Source organism: Enterovibrio norvegicus FF-33 (assembly GCF_000286835.2).
GTDB lineage: Bacteria > Pseudomonadota > Gammaproteobacteria > Enterobacterales > Vibrionaceae > Enterovibrio > Enterovibrio norvegicus_A.
In genome coordinates, this window is the sequence record NZ_AJYD02000013.1 from 709,873 (window position 1) to 728,860 (window position 18,988).

An 18,988-nucleotide genomic window follows, 5' to 3' on the forward strand; every position below is an offset into this window, starting at 1 on the left:
AGATCACTGGCTCCTAGAAACATTGGCAAAAGATTTGTCTCCGAAAGGACTAAGAGTAATGCCCTGCAATTTGGCATTTCGAGCTTGATAATGAACGCCATGCGCGAGAGGGATAAGTGGCATGCGATCTTGAAGAATAGCTTGAGCTTGTAAGTAAATTTCTCTGCGATCTTCACGAACATCGGTTGCGATAGCGCTATCTAAATGACGGTCAAAATAGCGGTTACACCAATTAGATAGATTCCAGCCCGTGAATTTCGCATTGCAAGAAAGAAGTGGGCGAAGGAAGTTGTCGGGGTCACCGTTATCAGCAATCCAACCGGTTAGGACCATATCTAAATTACTCGGGTCTTGCTTTAGCTGCTTACGGTTAATGTCCTCTTGAGCAACGATATTAACGGTAATGCCAATTGCAGCAAGGTTCGATTGAATAAGCTCTGCGGCTTTTCTCGGGCTTGGGTTATAGGACTTGGGCGTCAGCGGCACCAAAAGTTCTACCGTAAAGCCATGTCGATAGCCTGCTTTAGCCATCAGTCCAAGCGCAAGTTGAGGATCAAACGCCGTGGTGCTTTCACTGTCGTAAGCCCAAGACATGGGAGGAAGCATGCCCGTTGCGGTTGTGCCAGTGCCGTAGTAAACCGATTGAATGAGCGCATCGCGGTTGATAGCCAAGCTAATGGCTTGACGCACCTCAAGTTCTGATAACGCAGGGTGGCGAGTATTCAACGCAAGAAAGGCGACGTTCATACCGGTTTGTGACGCGAGAACAAAATCAGGGTTTTTCTCGATGACAGATAACTGACTGGCGATAGGCGACGACAACACGTCACACTCACGTGTGATCAGCTTGGTAAATGTCCCCGTTCCGCGTGTACTGATGTCAAAGACAACTTGTTCCATTGGCGCTGCACCATTCCAATACCCCCAATGGCGTTTCAATCGGATATAGCGGTGAGGTTGGTACTCATCCAAATAGAATGCGCCGGAACCCACGGGATGCGTATCAATACGTCCCGGTGTGCCTGATGTGAGTAGATGCTTGGCGTACTCCGCAGAATGAACAACAGCATAAGTCGTGGCGAGTGTAGAAAGGAACGACACATCAGGTCGAGACAAAGTGAATCTCACCTGATATTGACCGATGGCGGCGACATTATCGACAAGGCCTCGGAAATCCATGCTGTCAAACCAAGGGTATTCGCCGCCGGACACCTTATGAAAAGGATGGTCAGGATCAATCAGTCGCTCGAAACTGAACACCACATCTTCTGCTGTCAATCCGCGGTGTGGAATAAACCAATCTGTCACTTGAAACGTCGCGCTTTTTCTCAGATTGAAGGTGTATTCCTTGCCATCTGGGCTGACTTCCCAACTCTGCGCAAGCATCGGCTTGGGCTGATAGGTATTGGGGTCCAACTGCAATAGGCGATCGAATAATTGGCTAGAAAGGGCGTCAGCGGTTAAGCCACCGTCGGTTAGCTGCGGATTGAATGTATTTGGCTGACCCGGTCCACAATAGATAAACCCGCGATTTCGCGCAGAGTTGTCTGAGAACGGATCTTCACATCCAGCCAGAAGGAGAATGGTTACGCTTGCAATCAGCAAGCGGCTTAACGCGCTCATAAGCCAATGATTAGGTAATAAAGTTAAGATGTTAATTTACCACTGAAGCAACAAAGTCACCAAGTCACGGTGTAAATAAGAGGGTAATTTCAGAATAACAAACTGAAAACTCAGTCTGAATCGATGTTTTCATCACCAACCAGATTGTATTTTCGCAATAACCCTCTTACTTGATGGTAGCTTAACCCCAACAGCTCTGCGGCGCGTCTTTGATTGAACTTGGCATGTGTCATCGCAAATTCAACGATTTCTTTTTCTTGGTCTTGTTGCCACTGCCGCAAATCCATAGGCAGCACAAACTGAGGTGTTGCTTTCACTTCTGACGTTGGCATTGCTGCCCAAGGTGCTTTGTAAGGGTCTAACAGTATGGCATCGACAGGGCTGTCCTCGTCTGCATGACGATAGATTGCACGCTCAACCACGTTCTTTAATTCGCGCACATTGCCTGGCCAATGATAGTCGTTAAGGGCTTGTATTGCGCCAGAGGTAAAACCAGAGAAATAGTGATACCCAAGCTCTCGGCACATCTTCAATGCGTAGTATTCCGCCAGCAGCAAAATATCGCCGTGACGTTCGCGAAGCGGGGGAAGGTGAATCACATCAAACGCGAGGCGATCGAGCAGATCTGCGCGAAATTCACCGTCAGCAGCCAGTTGTGGCAAGTTTTCGTTGGTGGCACAAATGAGCCGGACATCAGCGCTTAACATATCGCTGCCACCGACGCGTTCATACTCGCCATATTCAATCACACGAAGCAGCTTTTCTTGTACACCTAGTGGTGACGTCGCCAGTTCATCCAAAAACAGTGTTCCGCCTTCGGCCCGCTCGAAGCGTCCTTTGTGGCGGCCTTTGGCACCGCTGAATGACCCCGCTTCATGACCAAATAGCTCTGAATCAATTAAGCCTTCGCTAAGGGCTGCGCAGTTTAGGCTCACCAAGGGGCCATCCCAACGTCGTGACAAATAATGAAGCCGTTTCGCAATCAGCTCCTTACCCGTTCCTCGTTCGCCAAGCAGCAGCACGGGTCTGTTTAATGGCGCGATTCGGGAGACATGATCGAGTACCGAGAGAAAGTGGTCAGACTCGCCGATAAGGTTGTCAGGCTTTTGCATGGCTAAATTTACCAACTGTTAGTTTATTTCATCATACGCTTATCACCCTACAATTCACTAAATTATTTAACCTATTGATATATATTGATAATAAAAGTTGGCACGTTGCTTGATATAGACATTACCAAATGAGGTATTCCCTCAATCGGTAGGCGCACAGAGCGCATTCGGCATAAGGAGCATCACAATGGGTATTTTCTCTCGCTTTGCAGACATCGTTAACGCTAATGTCAATTCACTGTTGGACAAAGCAGAAGATCCACAAAAAATGGTTCGCTTGATCATTCAAGAGATGGAAGACACGTTAGTCGAAGTGCGCACTTCATCTGCCCGTGCACTGGCTGACAAAAAAGAATTGGCGCGTAAGATTGACGGCATCGAACGTCAAATGACAGATTGGCAGGAAAAAGCGACGCTGGCGTTGCAAAAATCTCGCGAAGATCTGGCTCGCGCCGCGTTAATTGAAAAGCAGAAAGTGCACGATATCTTGCTGACGCTAAAAGAAGAGTTCCATTTGGTAGAAGAAACCATTGGTAAGCTTGGCAATGAAGTCGCTGAACTGGAAACCAAATTAGCGGAAACCCGCGCACGTCAACAAGCGTTGGTGATCCGCCGTGAAACCGCAGGCAAGCGTCGTGACGTACGTCGTCAGCTAGACACCGGCCGCACCGATGAAGCGTTGGCAAAGTTTGAGCAGTACGAGCGCCGCATCGATGAACTTGAAGCGGAAGCAGACAGCTACAGCATTGGCAAAGGAAAGCATCTCGAAGACGAATTTGCCGATCTTCAAGCGCAAGATGAAATTGAAAAAGAACTCGCTCGTATGAAAGCGGAACTCAAGGACAAAGAATAAAACCTAACAAGGTAAGGAGTTGGCATGTCAATGGCGTTTTTATCCATCCCGTTGGTGGTGTTTCTCGTTTTCGTCGCACCCCTGTGGCTGTGGCTTCATTACCGCAGCAAGCGTCAAGTGGGTCAAGGCTTGAGTGGTGATGAGTACGAGCAGTTACAAACACTGGCAGATCGCGCAGAAGCGCTGCAAGACCGCATTCATTCATTAGAGAGAATTCTTGATGAAGAAGCACCAAATTGGAGACATAAAGAATGAGCAAAACGTTGTATCGTGATCCTGTAAATGGGAAGCTCGGCGGCGTTTGTGCAGGTATCGCCGATTACTTGGGTGTAGAAATTTGGTTGGTAAGGATCATTACCGTGTCGGCTTTTCTGATTGGTCTGGGCTTTTTCGTGATTGTGGCATACATTGCTGCGACGTTGATTCTCGAAAAAATGCCGCCGGAAGAAGCAAAGAAAACTAACCATTTCCGAGAACATCAGGTCAAACAAAAACCTTGGCAACAAGGTAAATCAGCGAGTAACTTACTGGCCGATATTGATCAGGAAATGATGCAGATGGAGCAAGGGGTTGCCAAAATGGAAGCCTATGTGACCTCGAGCGAATTCGATCTTAATCGCCAGTTTAAAAAGCTATAATTTTTTAAGCTGTTATCCTCATCCCTCGCTCAAATAGCGGGGGATTTCTTGTTATAAGAGGAGCTGCTGCCGTCCATGAAATCTGTGAAAAGTCATGTTAATAAATGGGTAAGCCGCGGGCTTGACCGTCATGTTCGCCTTGCTGTAACAGGGTTATCCAGAGCCGGTAAAACGGCTTTTATCACGTCGCTCATCAATCAACTTCTTCATAGCGCCACAAATCCGCGGATGCCGCTTTTTCAGCCCGTGCGAGAAGGGCGCGTGCTAGGCGCACGTAGGGTTCAACAAACGCAGTTACACATTCCAGCGTTTGATTACGATCAGGGCATACAAGCATTGCGTTCGCAGCCACCTCGCTGGCCGTCGCCAACACGCGATGTGAGCGAAATTCGATTAGCCATTCGTTATCGTCCTGATAGCGGCGCAATGAAATTGCTGCAAGAAACGGCAACCTTGTATGTGGATATTGTGGATTACCCAGGCGAGTGGTTATTGGATTTACCGCTGCTTTCCATGAGTTTTGATGAGTGGTCGAGAAAACAATCCGGTATTTTAATCGGCAAACGTAAAGCGCTCGCAGAAGATTGGCTTGCGTCTTTAGAGACGTTTGACCCGCTGGCAGACGCAGATGAAGCGCGCATTGCGGAATTGTCTGAAAAATTCACCGCCTATTTGCATGCCTGCAAAGACGAAGCGGGCTTGCACTGGGTTCAGCCAGGGAGATTCGTGTTACCCGGTGAATATGCTGGCGCTCCGGTGCTGCAATTCTTCCCTTTAGTGAATGAAAAGTATGGTGAGAGCCAGTTGGCGCAAGCTTCGCCTAGCAGCAACTATGCAATACTCAAACAGCGCTACGACTATTACTGTCAGCACATCATAAAAGGCTTCTATCAAGATCACTTTTCAAAAGTGGATAGACAAATTGTGCTGGTGGATACCTTACAGCCCTTAAACGCAGGGCCAGAGTCATTCAATGACATGCGTTTGGCCTTAGAGCAATTGATGCAAAGCTTTCGGTATGGCAAAAGTGGCTTGTTGCGTCGTCTCTTTGCACCGAGTATCGACAAAATATTGTTTGCTGCGACCAAAGCGGATCACGTGACGCCCGATCAGCATCCAAACCTTGTTTCCTTGTTGCAGCAGCTTATTCACGAAGCTTGGCAAACTGCCGCGTTTGAAGGTATTGATATGGAGTGCATCAGTTTGGCATCCATTCAGGCGACAGAACCGGGAATGGTTGATCACAAAGGCGAGTCAGTTTCGGCGCTTCGCGGCACACTCGAAACGGGTGAGCCAATGTTGATGTATCCGGGAGACGTGCCTCCGCGACTACCGAATGATGCATTCTGGCAAAACAGCCACTTTGAATTTCGACAGTTCAGACCCATGCCCAACGATGTTGATGAGCCATTGCCTCACATTCGGGTGGATAAAGCACTGCAGTATTTGCTGGGTGACAAACTCAGATAAAGGTACGACATGAGTGATTATAAAAAAGCGATTGTGTTTGAAGACACAGAAAAACCAGAAGAAGCGCCAGAGTTGACGGCACAGCGCCAGTTTGATGCTGGCGCGGCAACCTTCTCCGTTGCTCAAATTGAAGAAGAAACTGACGCCGAGCAAAGGCTTGAAGCTGCGCTGAAGCCAAAGAAAAAGCGTTGGGGTATGCGTGCGTTAGCCGCAGCAGGCATTGGCTTGGTGTGCTGGCAAACCGTCGACAGTGTTTGGACAGCCGTACAAGGCGGTGATTGGCTGACGGTGGGCTGGAGTGGCTTTGTCGCCGGTATTGCCGCATTAGGCGTGGCTGCTATTGGCCGGGAATTCATGGCATTACGTCGCTTAAAAGGGCGGCAAGATGAGCGCGATCAGGTATTAGCGATCATAGATGCTGACGGCATTGGTAAAGCCAAAGGCGTGTGTGAAAAGCTTGCGAAACAAGCGGGCACGCAAATGACGGCGGGTTATGACAAGTGGCAAACCTCGTTGGCTGCTACACACAACGACAAAGAAGTGTTTGAGTTGTATGACCATATGGTGGTGACCGAACAAGATGTTCGTGCGAAGAAAATGGTCACTAAATACGCGTCTGAAGCAGCCTTAATGGTGGCATTGAGTCCTTTAGCGATTGCCGACATGTTGCTGGTGGCATGGCGTAACTTCCGTCTGCTCGAGCAAATATCTACCGTGTATGGCGTCAAACTCGGGTATTGGTCTCGTATTCGTTTGCTGCGCTTGGTGCTGGCTAATATGGCATTTGCGGGCGCCAGTGAAGCGCTCACCGACATTGGCACCGATCTACTTTCTGTTGATTTGGCGGGGAAACTGTCTGCGCGTGCTGCGCAGGGTCTAGGTGTCGGTTTGCTGACAGCGAGACTTGGTTACAGAGCCATGGCGGTGATGCGACCGCTGCCTTATGTCGGGACTAAAGCACCGAAATTGTCAGATATGCGTAAGCAACTGCTCGGAAGGCTGACGTCAGGCAACAAGAGCGCTGACAATAGCCGAAGCTGAACATTTTGCAGTTAAAAGACGACGAATCATAGATGTTGGCTCGTCATAGATAAGGGGCAGGGGATATCAACTGCTCCTTTTTTTCATCCCGCTCATCTCTTTTCATTCTCACGTTTTACACTGTGCTGCTTGACTCATACAGGCTTCGGGCGCAAACTTCGAAAACTGTCAACAATTCATGACACTTGGTGTGCGGATTTAATCTGGCGCACTGTGACCTCGAATTAACGCACCCTTCACATCAACATGGTCGGCATCGGTACATAGAAATATTGGACGATATCGACCTTATTGCTAGCAGGACATCACCGTGAGACTACAGGTCTTTTGCGAAGATCGACTTGGCTTAACCCGCGAGTTACTCGATATTCTGGCCAGACGCAGTATCGACTTGCGTGGCATCGAGATCGACCAAGTCGGGATTATTTACCTCAACTGCCCCGAAATAGAGTTCGACGAATTTCGACAATTAATGTCGGAAATTCGTCTGATAAGCGGCGTAACTGACGTACGGAAAATCCAATTTCTCCCTGCAGAGCGAGAGCACCGCGAACTTCGCGCGCTACTTGAAACCCTAAGCGATCCCGTTTTTTCCGTTAACCTTAACGGCAAAGTCGACATGGCAAATAAAGCCGCGTTTCGCCTGATGGATTGTAAAGAGGCTGATGTTATTGGTGAAATCGCGAACAACCTGTTCCCAGACTTCAACTTTACCCATTGGTTAGAGCGTGATAACGCCGGACAAATGTGTCGTCAAGTTGTTCTTTCAGGTATGGACTACCTGATGGAAGTGATGCCCGTGTATGTCACAGACAACGAAGACAAAGACGTACTTGCCAGTGCGGTGATTCAGTTGAAACAAGTGTCGATGAGTCACTTGCCGACCACGCTGTATCGTACGCCAGGCGAGCATGGTTTTGAGCACTTGGTGGGTCAGTCGAGCAAGTTCCGTGCACTGGTTAATCAGGCCAAGAAATTTGCGATGTTGGATGCTCCTTTGCTTATTCAAGGCGAAACGGGCACAGGTAAAGAGCTGTTAGCGAAAGCCTGTCACCAGCGCTCGCATCGTGCAGAGCAACCATTTTTGTTGGTTAACTGCGTGTCGATGCCAGATGATGCCGCTGAAACCGAACTGTTTGGTTGTGCGCCGGGTTTGGACCATGATGGCAAAAAAGGGCAATTTGAGCAGGCCGATGGCGGTACCGTTTTCCTTTACGAAGTGGGAGAAATGAGTCCGCATTTGCAAATTAAGCTGCTGCGCTTTATGCAAGACGGCACATTCCGCCGCGTTGGGGAAGAGCGTGAAATCAAAGTCGATGTTCGCGTGATCTGCTCAACACAAAAGAACTTGGCAGAGCGTGTCGCTGCGGGACAGTTTAGAGAAGATTTGTTCTATCGACTCAACGTATTGTCGCTAACCGTGCCGCCACTTCGTGAGCGTCCATCCGACGTGCAGCCTTTGGCTGAGTTGTTCCTCAATCAGTTCTCGGCAGAGTTGGGACAGGAAAAGCCAGCGCTTCAGCAAGGCATTCCTGAGTTTCTTTCCCAATATTCTTGGCCGGGGAACATTCGCCAATTGCGCAATGTACTGTTCCGTGCGATGACCCAGATTGAAGAGGGTTGCTTGACCAAAGACGACATCCAATTGCCAGAAACTGAGCAAGCGGCGTTTTTGACAGAAGAGACAATGGAAGGCTCGTTAGATGACATTATGAAGCGTTACGAGTCGGGTATTTTGTCGAATTTATATCGTAGTTATCCGTCGACACGTAAGCTAGCAAAACGCCTGAGCGTGTCGCATACAGCGATAGCGAACAAATTACGTGAATACGCGATTGGCAAAAAAGCTTAACGAAAAAGTGACGAAAAGCGGCTAGTTTGCCGCTTTTTCTTCAAGAGTTAGCAGCCTCTGTTTGATCTCCAGCCCATAACGATAACCTGTTAGCTTACCGTCACTGCCAATCACGCGATGGCAAGGTACGATAAGCGGAATGGGATTGACATTATTCGCCATTCCCACCGCACGATATGCTTGAGGGTTACCAATGTCTTCGGCAATTTGGCTGTAGGTTCTCGTTTCACCATAAGGAATACGGGCCAACGCCTGCCAGACTTGGCGCTGAAATTCTGTGCCTTCCGGGGCTAATGGAATATCGAATTGAGTGCGTTTACCGGAGAGAAATTCGAGCAGCTGTTTTTTATACGGCGCGATCTGCGAGGGGGAGTGTTTCCACTCAAGGCTTTGCTCGAAGGGATGATAAAGACATAGCGAAAGTTGCCTAAGTCCGGATTCATCCGCCAACATGTGGATTTTCCCTAATGGGGAATCAAAGCTATCGTAGTACATAGGTCCAACACAAAAAATTAGACAGGAGGCGAGTTGTCAGTCGAAATTATAAACCCTTTCCCTAGTTTAAGCGTTGATAATCTAGTCATCCGCGCGATACAAAAAGCCGATGTCGCAAGAGTGGTTCGATATTTTCAGGTGAATCGCACATTTCTGTCGCCCTGGGAACCGCTGAGACCAGATGGCTTTTTCACCTATGAAGGATGGGAAAGACGCGTTGTTCAGCTCGCCGAATTGCAACGTCATGGGCTGGCGTACTACTTTCTGATCTTTGAAAAAGGCAGTGATGATGTCGCGGGTGTGATCACCTACAACAATATTATGCAGTTCCCTTTTCACGCCTGTAACGTTGGATACTCTCTGGCGGAATCATCACAGGGAAAAGGGCTGATGCGTCGGTCATTAAAAATCACCAACCAATGGCTGTTTGATAATCTTAACTTACACCGCATTATGGCGTCCTACATGCCGAGGAACACGCGAAGTGAAGCGGTATTACTGGAGGCGGGTTTTACCAAAGAAGGTGAAGCCAAAGATTATTTGCTGATCAACGGTCAGTGGGAAGACCACATTTTGACGTCCGTGATTAACCCCGATTGGGTGGCATCGATTAACGAGTAGTCAGTGTCAGTCGATCGATTAGCAGTAAGTCGTATGCCGCAAGTGTGAAATAGAAAAACTGAGTCACTTCCCTCAATAAAGAGCCCCGCCATGCAGCGGGGCTTTTTATTTCTAGCTTCTAGCGCTTAGGTCACAGTAATCATTCGCATGGTGTTGGTTGTACCCACATAACCCATGACATCACCTTGTGTGAAAATCACCACATCCCAAGGCTGCAGAAAGCCTTGCTCTTTCAATAGTGTGATTGCCTTGTGTGCCACATCAGGTCCTGCGCCTGTATCACTTTGGAAATAGATAGGTGTGACACCACGATAAAGCGCAGCGCGACGCAGTGTCGCTTCATGTTGAGACAAAGCAAAAATCGGTTTGCCCGAACTGATACGAGACATCATCAACGCGGTTTTGCCTGATTCGGTCAGCGATACCATCGCTTTTACCTTTGGCATATGGTTGGCAGCATACATACTTGCCATCGACACCGTTTCTTCAATCAACTCGAACTCTTTATTGAGTCGGTGATTGGACACGTTGATAGACGGCATTTTCTCCGCACCAATGCACACTTCTGCCATGGCTTTAACGGTTTCAAGCGGGTAATCCCCCGCGGCGGTCTCTGCCGATAGCATCACCGCATCGGTACCATCAAGAACGGCATTCGCCACGTCCATGACTTCTGCGCGTGTCGGCATCGGCGCTTTTATCATTGACTCCATCATTTGTGTCGCAGTAATCACACAGCGGTTGAGAGCACGTGCACGGCGAATCAATTTTTTCTGTACGCCGACCAATTCTGGGTCACCAATTTCTACCCCGAGGTCACCACGTGCCACCATGACGACATCGGACGCTTCGATAATGTCATCGATATTTTCGTCAGTCGCGACCGTTTCCGCCCGTTCCACTTTGGCCACCAAGCGAGCGTCCAAACCCGCATCGCGCGCTAAAGAGCGGGCAAGGCGCATATCTTCGCCGTTACGAGGGAAGGAGATAGCAAGGTAATCCACGCCAATTTTCGCCGCGGTTAAAATGTCTTGTTTGTCTTTGTCTGTCAGTGCGGGAGCTGAAAGGCCTCCCCCTTTTTTGTTGATGCCTTTGTTGTTAGAAAGTGGGCCACCGACCGTTACGTCGGTATGTACACAGGTGCCCTCAACAGAAACAACTTTGAGTTGCACACGACCATCATCAAGAAGCAACAAATCTCCAGGGCCCACATCTTTTGGCAAATCTTTATAATCGAGACCCACGCGCGCTTTATCGCCTTTGCCCGCAGGTAAATCGCTGTCGAGGATAAAACGATCGCCAATCGCGAGATTTATCTTTCCGTCTGCAAACGTCGAAACGCGAATTTTGGGGCCTTGCAAGTCACCGAGAATACCAATGTGTGTGCCGAGTTTTGCCGCAATGGCACGAACTTGGTTGGCACGCTCAATATGGTCTTCTGCACTGCCGTGCGAGAAGTTCATTCGTACGACATTAGCGCCGCTCGCGATAAGCGCTTCTAACACGCCCTCTTTGTCAGTCGCAGGTCCTAAAGTTGTTACGATTTTTGTCCGTCGCATTGGGTCAGTCATGAAAGTCCCCTGAAGATAAGATAGTTATTATTGATATGGGCAAGAGCTATTGATAATTGAATATATAAGACAAGTGTAGCCGAGAGAGTGGCAGAGAAAGAAAAAGGGCAGACATTCTGTCTACCCTTTCAATTGCCTACGCTGTTTTATGTCAGCGCTTCTTTGTTGAATCGCGAATCTTTAATGGCTTCTTTCACGCGTTTTAAGTTTTCTCTAAACCCTGGGCCACGGCGCAGCGTAAAGCCCGTCGCCAGAACATCAATCACGGTCATTTGCACGACACGACTTGCCATTGGCATATAGATGTCCGTGTCTTCTGGCACATCTAGCGTGATGGTCAGGGAGCAGACTCTGTCTAGCGGTGAATTCTTTTCGGTGATACCGATAACGGTCGCACCGTTTTCTTTTGCCAATGTTGCTACGTCAACCAATGACTTGGTGCGTCCCGTGTGGGAAATAACAACAACGACATCACCGTCGCTGCAGTTAATGCAACTCATACGCTGCATAACAATGTCATTGAAGCAAACAATGGGAATATTGAAGCGGAAGAATTTATTCTGTGCATCGTGTGCCACAGAGGCAGATGCACCTAGGCCAAAGAAGGAAATCTTCTTAGCTTGCGTCAGCAAATCGACCGCACGATTGATTTGGAGGGTATCAATGCTATTTTTCGCCACATCTAAGCACGCCATGGTCGATTCGAAAATCTTGGCGGTGTAGGCATCAGCGCTGTCGTGTTCTTCGACGTTGCGGTTAACGTATGGAGTGCCATTGGCAAGGCTTTGCGCAAGGTGAAGTTTAAAGTCGGGAAAGCCCTTGGTATCGAGACGACGACAAAAGCGATTGACCGTCGGTTCGCTGACATCCGCCAGTTTTGCCAAAGTAGCAATACTTGAGTGGATAGCCGTTTGGGGCGAAGCGATAATAACTTCTGCCACCTTTCGTTCCGACTTACTAAAATTTTCAATATTTTTTTGTATTTTTTCTAGCGTGTTCATTCAGATTACCGCGTGGCTTCCGCTGTCTAAATTATCAGCAAGTGTTGTCGACATGATGAGTCGGTCGTCGCTGACCTCTTGGGTGAAATAAATCTAAGTTCAACAATGTTATAGTTGAGTCTAACGGGTACATTCACTGAAAGACATTTTAACCAAGAATTGACGTTAAAAAATTTGTATTCATTCACGCTTTTAGTTGCTTAATTACACAAAAGCGGTGTTTTTTTTCATCGTTCATGCGTTGCATTCCGATCTTGTGGCACGTGTTCGCTGGTTTTTTCGTATAAGTGAAAATGGATTACAGGGGGCTTTCGATGCCGAAACCATATAAAACAGTGTCAGTATGCGGATGCGGGTGGCTGGGTTTAGCGCTGGCAGAAAATCTAGTCAAAGATGGCATTGACGTACAAGGAACCAAGCGCTCGAAAGAAGCCGCTTTTGATCTGTCAAAAAAGGGCATTCACGGTGTGGTTTTTGATATCTATGATCAAAACCGACATAGTGGGGAGATCAGCGAAGCGAACAGTTCGTCGCTTTTTGGTAGCGATGTCTTTGTCGCCAACATTCCACCAGGCAGACGCACATTCGATCGCACTGAATTTGTCGTCGCCATGAAATCCTTGGTTGATCGCGCAAAAGCAGGCGGCACGCAACAGTTTATCTTCATCAGTACGACATCGGTATATGGGCAAGCCCAAGGCAAAATTTCTGAAGATAGCGTATGCCATCCGAATACAGAATCGGGCATTGCTCATCGAGAAATAGAACGCTATATCCTAGAGGCGTTTCCGAACGGTGGTGTGGTGTTGAGGCTTTCAGGACTAGTGGGCGCATCCAGACACCCGGCAAAGCACATGGCAGGCCGAACCGGTATTACAGGTGGCAAAGACCCCGTGAACTTGATTCATCGTGATGATTGCATTCGCGCTATTTCAGCCATCATGAAACAACAGCTTGGCGGTGAAACGCTGCACTTGAGTGCGCTAGACCATCCAACTCGCAGTGATTTTTATCGATGGGCGGCACAGGCAATGGGGCTACCCCAGCCAGAATTTATTGAAGATGGTGGAGAAGGGAAGTGGATATCATCAGATGTTACCCTTCAGCGCTTAGGTTTGACGCTGCGTTATCCATCGCCATATGACATGCCGCTGCCTGCATTAGACAGCTAGAACACCCTGCACAAGCCAGCCTTTTTGTCACCTTGTTTACTGATCTTGTTTGCTCACCAAATAGTACAGATAAAAAAAGCCCGCTTCAGAAGAAGCGGGCAACAAAAATGTTTGTAATTAGGAGTAAGAAAAAGCAGCAGTATTTAGTGATAAGTTGAAATTCATGTGTGGCGGCCAGCGATACATTTAAAGGCACTTATCATTTATCTACAGGTATTCAGACGCTGTGTATTTCAATAAGTTCAAAAAAAGTGAAATTTTTCTCTTTCTGATTTTCGTTGCGCTTCATTGACCCCTCGATCGGCACACTTCTCTTGTCTCCAGACGAAAAAAAGCCCGCTCTCAATATCTGACGCGGGCACTAGAAGATCAATAATTCTAAAAAAAAGCAGTGGCATTATATGTGACCTGAGTAACCAGACTTTGTTCCCGAAAAACGTGATTTTTTTCTCAAAAATGAGCGTTTTTATCTTTTCAATTCTCTTAATGTCTTATTAAACAGTTGGTTATTAATCGCTCTTTTTTTTATGTCGGAGAGAAAAATCGCCGATAAATGTTTTGGGGTTGTTATTAATGCTAACGAGATGTAAAGTTAAACGGTTGTTTAATACAGGTGAGTGAATATGGCAGGGAAAGGCGAAACCAAAGGCAAAATCCTTGATGCCGCAGAGCAACTTTTTGCAGAACATGGGTTTAAAGACACCTCTCTTCGCACGATCACGAGCAAAGCTGGGGTGAATCTCGCATCGGTTAACTATCACTTTGGCGACAAAAAATCCTTGGTGCGTGCGGTGTTAGCGCGTTATCTCGAAGAGTTCATGCCATTGCTTGAGCAAGAGCTGAAGTTACTGATGGTGAAAGACGATATTTCGATGGAAGACGTGTTCGCGTGCACCAAAAAACCGTTGCTGGGTTTAGATACCTTCCGTCGTCACGGTGCGTCTGTCTTCATGCAGCTTATCGGTCGAGGCTACACCGATGTTCAAGGTCACTTGCGTTGGTTCATCACAACCCGTTACGACAGTGTACTCAAGCTGTTCACGCAAGCGGTGATTAAAGCGAACCCATCGCTGAAACCAGAACATGTGTTTTGGCGTCTGCACTTTACCTTGGGTGCGGTCATTTTCACCATGGCTTCTAACGTTGCTTTGAGTGAAATAGCCGAAAACGATTTTGGCCACAATGTGTCAACAGAAGACATTGTGGACAGACTGATCCCTTACTTGGCTGCAGGCGTAGATGCACCAGCAGGTAAGGAATTATCACTTGTGCCGAGCGATTCATCGCGCAGTGCAGGGTAAGAAAACAATAAGAATAAAAAAACATTAACGTCTGACGAAACAAAAGGATCTGAATCATGAGCTCTCAACCATCACTAAGAAGACGCTACATCAGCGACCCTGCATTTAAGTTTTTTAAGAAAGTTCTGCCACCGCTTTCGATCACGGAACGAGAAGCCATGGAAGCGGGTAGTGTTTGGTGGGACGGCGAGTTGTTTGCAGGCAATCCAGATTGGAGCACACTGCTGCATTACCCGAAACCACGTCTCTCGTCAGACGAGCAAGACTTCCTTGATAACCAGTTAGAAACCCTACTGGGTATGCTGGACGATTTCGACATTGTTCAAGAGCGCAAAGACTTGCCACCTGAAGTGTGGGAATTCATGAAAAGAGAGAAATTCTTTTCACTCATTATTCCTAAAGAATTCGGCGGTTTGGCGTTTTCTGCTTACGCAAACTCAACCATCGTTTCTCGCATCGCAACGCGCAGCTTGAGTGCGGCAGTAACGGTCATGGTTCCTAACTCTTTGGGCCCTGGCGAGCTGCTGACTCACTACGGCACAGAAGATCAGAAAAACTACTGGTTGCCACGTTTGGCAAACGGCGACGATGTCCCTTGTTTCGCACTGACAGGTCCGGAAGCGGGCTCTGATGCAGGCTCTATCCCAGATATGGGTGTGGTTTGCATGGGAGAGTTTGAAGGCAAAGAAGTGCTGGGCATTAGCCTCACGTGGAACAAGCGTTATATCACCTTGGCGCCCGTCGCCACGGTATTGGGCTTGGCGTTCAAACTGCAAGATCCCGACGGCTTACTGGGTGAAGAGTCGCCACTAGGTATTACCTGTGCGCTGATCCCTGCGGATCACAAAGGGGTTGAAATTGGCGAGCGCCATAACCCACTCGGTCTTTCATTTATGAATGGGCCAACTCGTGGCCAAGATGTGTTTATCCCAATGGATTGGGTCATCGGCGGACAAGACTATGTTGGCAAAGGCTGGCGTATGCTGGTGGAATGTTTGTCAGCCGGGCGTGGTATCTCATTGCCTGCACTAGGCACGGCTGTGGGCCACTTAACTGCTCGCACCACAGGCGCTTATGCTTACGTGCGCAAACAGTTCGGTATGCATATTGGTAAATTTGAAGGTGTCGCAGAGGCCATGGGACGTATTGGTGGTTACACCTACATGCTCGAAGCGGCGCGTACACTGACAACCACGTCATTAGATATGAAAGAAAAACCGGGCATTGTCACGGCTATTGCGAAATATCACATGACAGAGCTGGCACGAACCATCTTGAATGATTCAATGGATATTCATGCCGGACGCGCGATCCAATTGGGGCCAATGAACTATATCGGCCACCACTACTTCGGGATGCCTGTTGCCATCACGGTAGAAGGCGCAAATATCCTCACGCGCAACTTGATGATCTTCGGTCAGGGCGCGACACGATGCCACCCTTATGTCCTTCAGGAAATGGAAGCGGCGGCTAACCCTGATTCAGCGAAAGGCGCAGAAGAGTTTGATGGCTTATTGATGAAGCACATCGGCTTCGCAACCAAAAACGTGATGATGGCGGTGACCAATGCGTTTACCCGTTCACGTTTTAATGGCTCACCAGTGTCTGGTGAAACGGCTGACTATTATCGTCAACTATCACGCATGAGCCGTGCGCTGGCTGTTACCGCAGACGTATCCATGCTGTCGCTTGGTGGCGAACTAAAACGCCGCGAAATGCTATCAGCGCGTTTAGGTGATGTGCTCAGCCATCTGTATTTGGCGTCTGCAGTATTGAAGCGATTTGAAGATGAAGGCCGTCAGCAAGCTGATTTGCCGTTTGTTCACTACTCGCTGCAACATTGCTTGCACCAGTGTGCTAACGCATTTGATGGCGCGTTTAACAACTTCCCTCGCAAAGGCGTGGGTCGCACGCTAAGAACCTTATTGTTCCCCATTGGCATGCACTACGATGCGCCGTCAGATGTTGTGGCAAATCAAATTGCAGACCTACTGATGACGCCGGGCGCACATCGTGAACGCTTAACGCACCTTTGTTATGTGGGCACGAAAGAAAGCGACCCAATCGCGATTATGGAAAGGGCATTTGACGCCATGCAAGGCATTAAACCGCTTGAGAAGAAACTGGCTGTCGCTGCGAAAAAAGGTCAGTTGCCTGCGAAGGGCATTCTGGCAGAGCGACTCGAGAAAGCACTGGAACTTAACGTGCTGACCAAAGACGAAGTCGAGCAAATCAAACAGGCTGATGCACTGCGCTCCAAAGCCATACAGGTTGATAACTTTGACCCGTCTTGGTTTGCCGATACGACGAAATCTGCAGCGTCTCGTAGCAAAAAGGGAAAAGCGGCTTAACATCGCGATCTTATCGACAAAAACGCCGCAATTGCGGCGTTTTTTTTCGTCAACACCTCCAACCACTGGCTGAATCCCGCCTTTTGCGACAAAAACGAGTGCTAAAACAAGATGAAGTATTTATCCTAAGCCCATCTTTGAAAGGAACATTGAATATGATCATCAAACCGAAAATTCGCGGATTTATCTGTACGACCACTCATCCAGTAGGATGTGAGGCCAACGTAAAAGAGCAAATCGAATACACCAAGGCTCAGGGTCCCATTGCAAATGCACCAAAGCGTGTACTGGTAGTCGGTTCCTCTAGTGGCTATGGCCTGTCATCGCGCATCACTGCAGCGTTTGGCGGCGGTGCAGCGACCATCGGTGTGTTTTTCGAGAAGCCGGGCACAGAGAAAAAGCCAGGCACAGCAGGTTGGTACAACACTGCCGCATTCGACAAATTCGCTAAAGAAGAAGGCCTGTACTCGAAGAGTTTGAACGGTGATGCCTTCTCTGATGAAGCTAAAAAGAAAGCCATCGAGCTAATCAAAGAAGACCTCGGTCAGATTGATATGGTGGTTTACTCACTGGCATCGCCAGTCCGTAAATTGCCAAAAACGGGTGAAGTGGTGCGCTCTTCACTGAAGCCAATCGGTGAGGTATACACCTCAACAGCGGTTGATACCAACAAAGATGAAATCATCTCTGCCAGTGTTGATCCAGCCACCGAAGAAGAAATCAAAGACACCATCACCGTGATGGGCGGCGAAGATTGGGAACTATGGATCAAAGCATTGGGTGATGCTGGCGTATTGGCAGACGGCTGCAAAACCGTTGCTTATAGCTACATCGGTACTGAGCTAACCTGGCCAATCTACTGGGACGGCGCGCTAGGCCGCGCGAAGATGGATCTTGATCGTGCTGCGACTGCGCTGAATGAGAAACTGTCTGCGACCGGTGGCAGCGCGAACGTTGCTGTACTGAAAAGTGTCGTGACACAAGCATCTTCAGCGATCCCAGTGATGCCACTGTACATCGCGATGGTGTTTAAGAAAATGCGTGAAGAAGGCGTGCACGAAGGCTGTATTGAGCAAATCAACCGCATGTTCAACCAACGCCTGTACAAAGCAGATGGCACGGCACCAGAAGTGGACAGCGAAAACCGCTTACGTTTAGACGATTGGGAACTGCGTGATGACATTCAACAGTACTGTCGTGAGCTGTGGCCTCAAATCACCTCAGAGAACTTGAAAGAACTCACCGACTACGTTGAGTACAAAGAAGAGTTCCTGAAACTGTTTGGTTTCGGTATCGACGGTGTGGATTACGACGTAGACGTCAACACAGAAATTGAATTTAACGTTCAAGCTATCTAACGAGCGACGGATCTCCCGTTAGTTTGTTATTGAAAAGCCAGCAAAACCTTGCTGGCTTTTTTGTATCTCAAATCTTGAGACCACGTCCTATATGGGCTGTGACGAAAATTACCAGAAAAAATTGCTAAAAATTTGATCAATGTGGCTGATATTTATCATATTTGGTTGATAAAGAAGCAAACGAACTAAAACCCCTAAATTTATGCGTGACAGCCTCAAAAAGTTATGTAGAATGCCAACCCATACCGCAGCGGGAATCAATTCCTAGAGGCGGATGGAAACAAAGGCGCGTTGGCAGAGTGGCTATGCAGCGGATTGCAAATCCGTGTACCTCGGTTCGACTCCGGGACGCGCCTCCATATTTGCGACACTAGCTCAGTTGGTAGAGCGCAACCTTGCCAAGGTTGAGGTCATCGGTTCGAACCCGATGTGTCGCTCCAAATTTTCATTGTCGATGTTATCGAGAGTGAAGCCATGTAAGATATGGCAAGTTGACATCGTACTTTGAACGATTAATCGGACGCGGGAT

The 18,988-nt window shown here is 48.3% G+C and carries 16 protein-coding genes and 2 tRNA genes; 13 read left to right on the plus strand and 5 right to left on the minus strand.

What is annotated here, in order from left to right; all coding sequences use genetic code 11:
• Positions 1-3: 3 nt before the first annotated feature.
• Complete coding sequence (sapA, locus tag A1OO_RS05490; RefSeq protein WP_016960488.1) at positions 4-1,623, minus strand: ABC transporter substrate-binding protein SapA; 1,620 nt, start codon at positions 1,621-1,623, stop codon at positions 4-6.
• A gap of 110 nt (positions 1,624-1,733) precedes the next feature.
• Positions 1,734-2,735, minus strand: coding sequence for a phage shock protein operon transcriptional activator (pspF, locus tag A1OO_RS05495; protein ID WP_017004845.1), 1,002 nt, complete (start codon positions 2,733-2,735; stop codon positions 1,734-1,736).
• A gap of 187 nt (positions 2,736-2,922) precedes the next feature.
• Between pspF and pspA the strand changes: the two genes are divergently transcribed.
• From pspA to tyrR, 6 genes are all read left to right on the plus strand, one after another.
• Entirely contained in the window at positions 2,923-3,588 is a 666-nt protein-coding gene (pspA, locus tag A1OO_RS05500; protein ID WP_016960486.1) for a phage shock protein PspA, read from the plus strand.
• Positions 3,589-3,612: 24 nt separating this feature from the next.
• Complete coding sequence (gene pspB, locus A1OO_RS05505; protein ID WP_016960485.1) at positions 3,613-3,843, plus strand: envelope stress response membrane protein PspB; 231 nt, start codon at positions 3,613-3,615, stop codon at positions 3,841-3,843.
• A complete protein-coding gene (gene pspC, locus A1OO_RS05510) occupies positions 3,840-4,226 on the plus strand; it encodes an envelope stress response membrane protein PspC (RefSeq protein ID WP_016960484.1) in 387 nt (128 codons plus the stop codon). Before pspB ends, pspC begins: the two co-directional genes overlap by 4 nt.
• 75 nt (positions 4,227-4,301) lie before the next feature.
• Positions 4,302-5,696 (plus strand): YcjX family protein, encoded by a 1,395-nt coding sequence (locus A1OO_RS05515; RefSeq protein ID WP_016960483.1) that lies wholly within the window; start codon positions 4,302-4,304, stop codon positions 5,694-5,696.
• Positions 5,697-5,705: 9 nt separating this feature from the next.
• Entirely contained in the window at positions 5,706-6,737 is a 1,032-nt protein-coding gene (locus A1OO_RS05520) for a YcjF family protein (protein WP_016960482.1), read from the plus strand.
• A 310-nt stretch (positions 6,738-7,047) separates the two neighbouring features.
• Entirely contained in the window at positions 7,048-8,589 is a 1,542-nt protein-coding gene (gene tyrR / locus A1OO_RS05525; RefSeq protein WP_016960481.1) for a transcriptional regulator TyrR, read from the plus strand.
• 21 nt (positions 8,590-8,610) lie between these two features.
• On the opposite strand, the gene A1OO_RS05530 is transcribed toward tyrR, so the two are convergent.
• Positions 8,611-9,084: a methylated-DNA--[protein]-cysteine S-methyltransferase gene (locus A1OO_RS05530; protein ID WP_026024058.1), complete on the minus strand. Its 474-nt coding sequence runs from the start codon at positions 9,082-9,084 to the stop codon at positions 8,611-8,613.
• Between the two features lie 33 nt (positions 9,085-9,117).
• Here A1OO_RS05530 and rimJ point away from each other — a divergent pair, with 33 nt between their 5' ends.
• Complete coding sequence (gene rimJ / locus A1OO_RS05535; RefSeq protein ID WP_016960479.1) at positions 9,118-9,705, plus strand: ribosomal protein S5-alanine N-acetyltransferase; 588 nt, start codon at positions 9,118-9,120, stop codon at positions 9,703-9,705.
• A 125-nt stretch (positions 9,706-9,830) separates the two neighbouring features.
• Here the strand turns inward: rimJ and pyk are convergent, their stop codons facing one another.
• Together pyk and A1OO_RS05545 are read right to left on the minus strand one after the other, a co-directional pair.
• Positions 9,831-11,276 carry a pyruvate kinase gene (gene pyk, locus A1OO_RS05540; RefSeq protein WP_016960478.1) on the minus strand — a complete coding sequence of 482 codons (1,446 nt, stop codon included), beginning with the start codon at positions 11,274-11,276 and terminating at the stop codon, positions 9,831-9,833.
• Between the two features lie 146 nt (positions 11,277-11,422).
• Positions 11,423-12,277, minus strand: a complete 855-nt coding sequence (locus A1OO_RS05545; RefSeq protein WP_016960477.1) for a MurR/RpiR family transcriptional regulator — start codon at positions 12,275-12,277, stop codon at positions 11,423-11,425.
• A 314-nt stretch (positions 12,278-12,591) separates the two neighbouring features.
• On the opposite strand from A1OO_RS05545, the gene A1OO_RS05550 reads away from it, so the two are divergent.
• The 6 genes from A1OO_RS05550 to A1OO_RS05575 all read left to right on the plus strand — a co-directional run bounded on the left by A1OO_RS05550 (position 12,592) and on the right by A1OO_RS05575 (position 18,899).
• Positions 12,592-13,449, plus strand: a complete 858-nt coding sequence (locus tag A1OO_RS05550; RefSeq protein ID WP_017004846.1) for an SDR family oxidoreductase — start codon at positions 12,592-12,594, stop codon at positions 13,447-13,449.
• A 623-nt stretch (positions 13,450-14,072) separates the two neighbouring features.
• The gene (locus A1OO_RS05555) at positions 14,073-14,750 is read left to right on the plus strand and encodes a TetR/AcrR family transcriptional regulator (RefSeq protein ID WP_016960475.1); all 678 of its coding nucleotides are present in this window, start codon (positions 14,073-14,075) and stop codon (positions 14,748-14,750) included.
• Between the two features lie 56 nt (positions 14,751-14,806).
• Positions 14,807-17,101: an acyl-CoA dehydrogenase gene (locus A1OO_RS05560; protein ID WP_017004847.1), complete on the plus strand. Its 2,295-nt coding sequence runs from the start codon at positions 14,807-14,809 to the stop codon at positions 17,099-17,101.
• Positions 17,102-17,256: 155 nt separating this feature from the next.
• On the plus strand, positions 17,257-18,459 hold the full coding sequence (gene fabV, locus A1OO_RS05565; protein ID WP_016960473.1) for an enoyl-ACP reductase FabV: 1,203 nt from the start codon (positions 17,257-17,259) through the stop codon (positions 18,457-18,459).
• Positions 18,460-18,744: 285 nt separating this feature from the next.
• Positions 18,745-18,818: transfer RNA gene (locus tag A1OO_RS05570), tRNA-Cys, on the plus strand.
• A 5-nt stretch (positions 18,819-18,823) separates the two neighbouring features.
• Positions 18,824-18,899 (plus strand) — tRNA-Gly (locus A1OO_RS05575).
• Positions 18,900-18,988: the final 89 nt, after the last annotated feature.

Bases quoted from the DNA above. Each gene is read 5' to 3' on its own strand.
- A1OO_RS05530 (WP_026024058.1), bottom strand. From the start codon at position 9,084: ATGTACTACGATAGCTTTGATTCCCCATTAGGGAAAATCCACATGTTG.
- pspA (WP_016960486.1), top strand. From the start codon at position 2,923: ATGGGTATTTTCTCTCGCTTTGCAGACATCGTTAACGCTAATGTCAAT.
- pspB (WP_016960485.1), top strand. From the start codon at position 3,613: ATGTCAATGGCGTTTTTATCCATCCCGTTGGTGGTGTTTCTCGTTTTC.
- pspF (WP_017004845.1), bottom strand. From the start codon at position 2,735: ATGCAAAAGCCTGACAACCTTATCGGCGAGTCTGACCACTTTCTCTCG.
- pyk (WP_016960478.1), bottom strand. From the start codon at position 11,276: ATGACTGACCCAATGCGACGGACAAAAATCGTAACAACTTTAGGACCT.
- A1OO_RS05545 (WP_016960477.1), bottom strand. From the start codon at position 12,277: ATGAACACGCTAGAAAAAATACAAAAAAATATTGAAAATTTTAGTAAG.
- A1OO_RS05515 (WP_016960483.1), top strand. From the start codon at position 4,302: ATGAAATCTGTGAAAAGTCATGTTAATAAATGGGTAAGCCGCGGGCTT.
- A1OO_RS05555 (WP_016960475.1), top strand. From the start codon at position 14,073: ATGGCAGGGAAAGGCGAAACCAAAGGCAAAATCCTTGATGCCGCAGAG.
- A1OO_RS05560 (WP_017004847.1), top strand. From the start codon at position 14,807: ATGAGCTCTCAACCATCACTAAGAAGACGCTACATCAGCGACCCTGCA.
- pspC (WP_016960484.1), top strand. From the start codon at position 3,840: ATGAGCAAAACGTTGTATCGTGATCCTGTAAATGGGAAGCTCGGCGGC.
- fabV (WP_016960473.1), top strand. From the start codon at position 17,257: ATGATCATCAAACCGAAAATTCGCGGATTTATCTGTACGACCACTCAT.
- A1OO_RS05550 (WP_017004846.1), top strand. From the start codon at position 12,592: ATGCCGAAACCATATAAAACAGTGTCAGTATGCGGATGCGGGTGGCTG.
- sapA (WP_016960488.1), bottom strand. From the start codon at position 1,623: ATGAGCGCGTTAAGCCGCTTGCTGATTGCAAGCGTAACCATTCTCCTT.
- A1OO_RS05520 (WP_016960482.1), top strand. From the start codon at position 5,706: ATGAGTGATTATAAAAAAGCGATTGTGTTTGAAGACACAGAAAAACCA.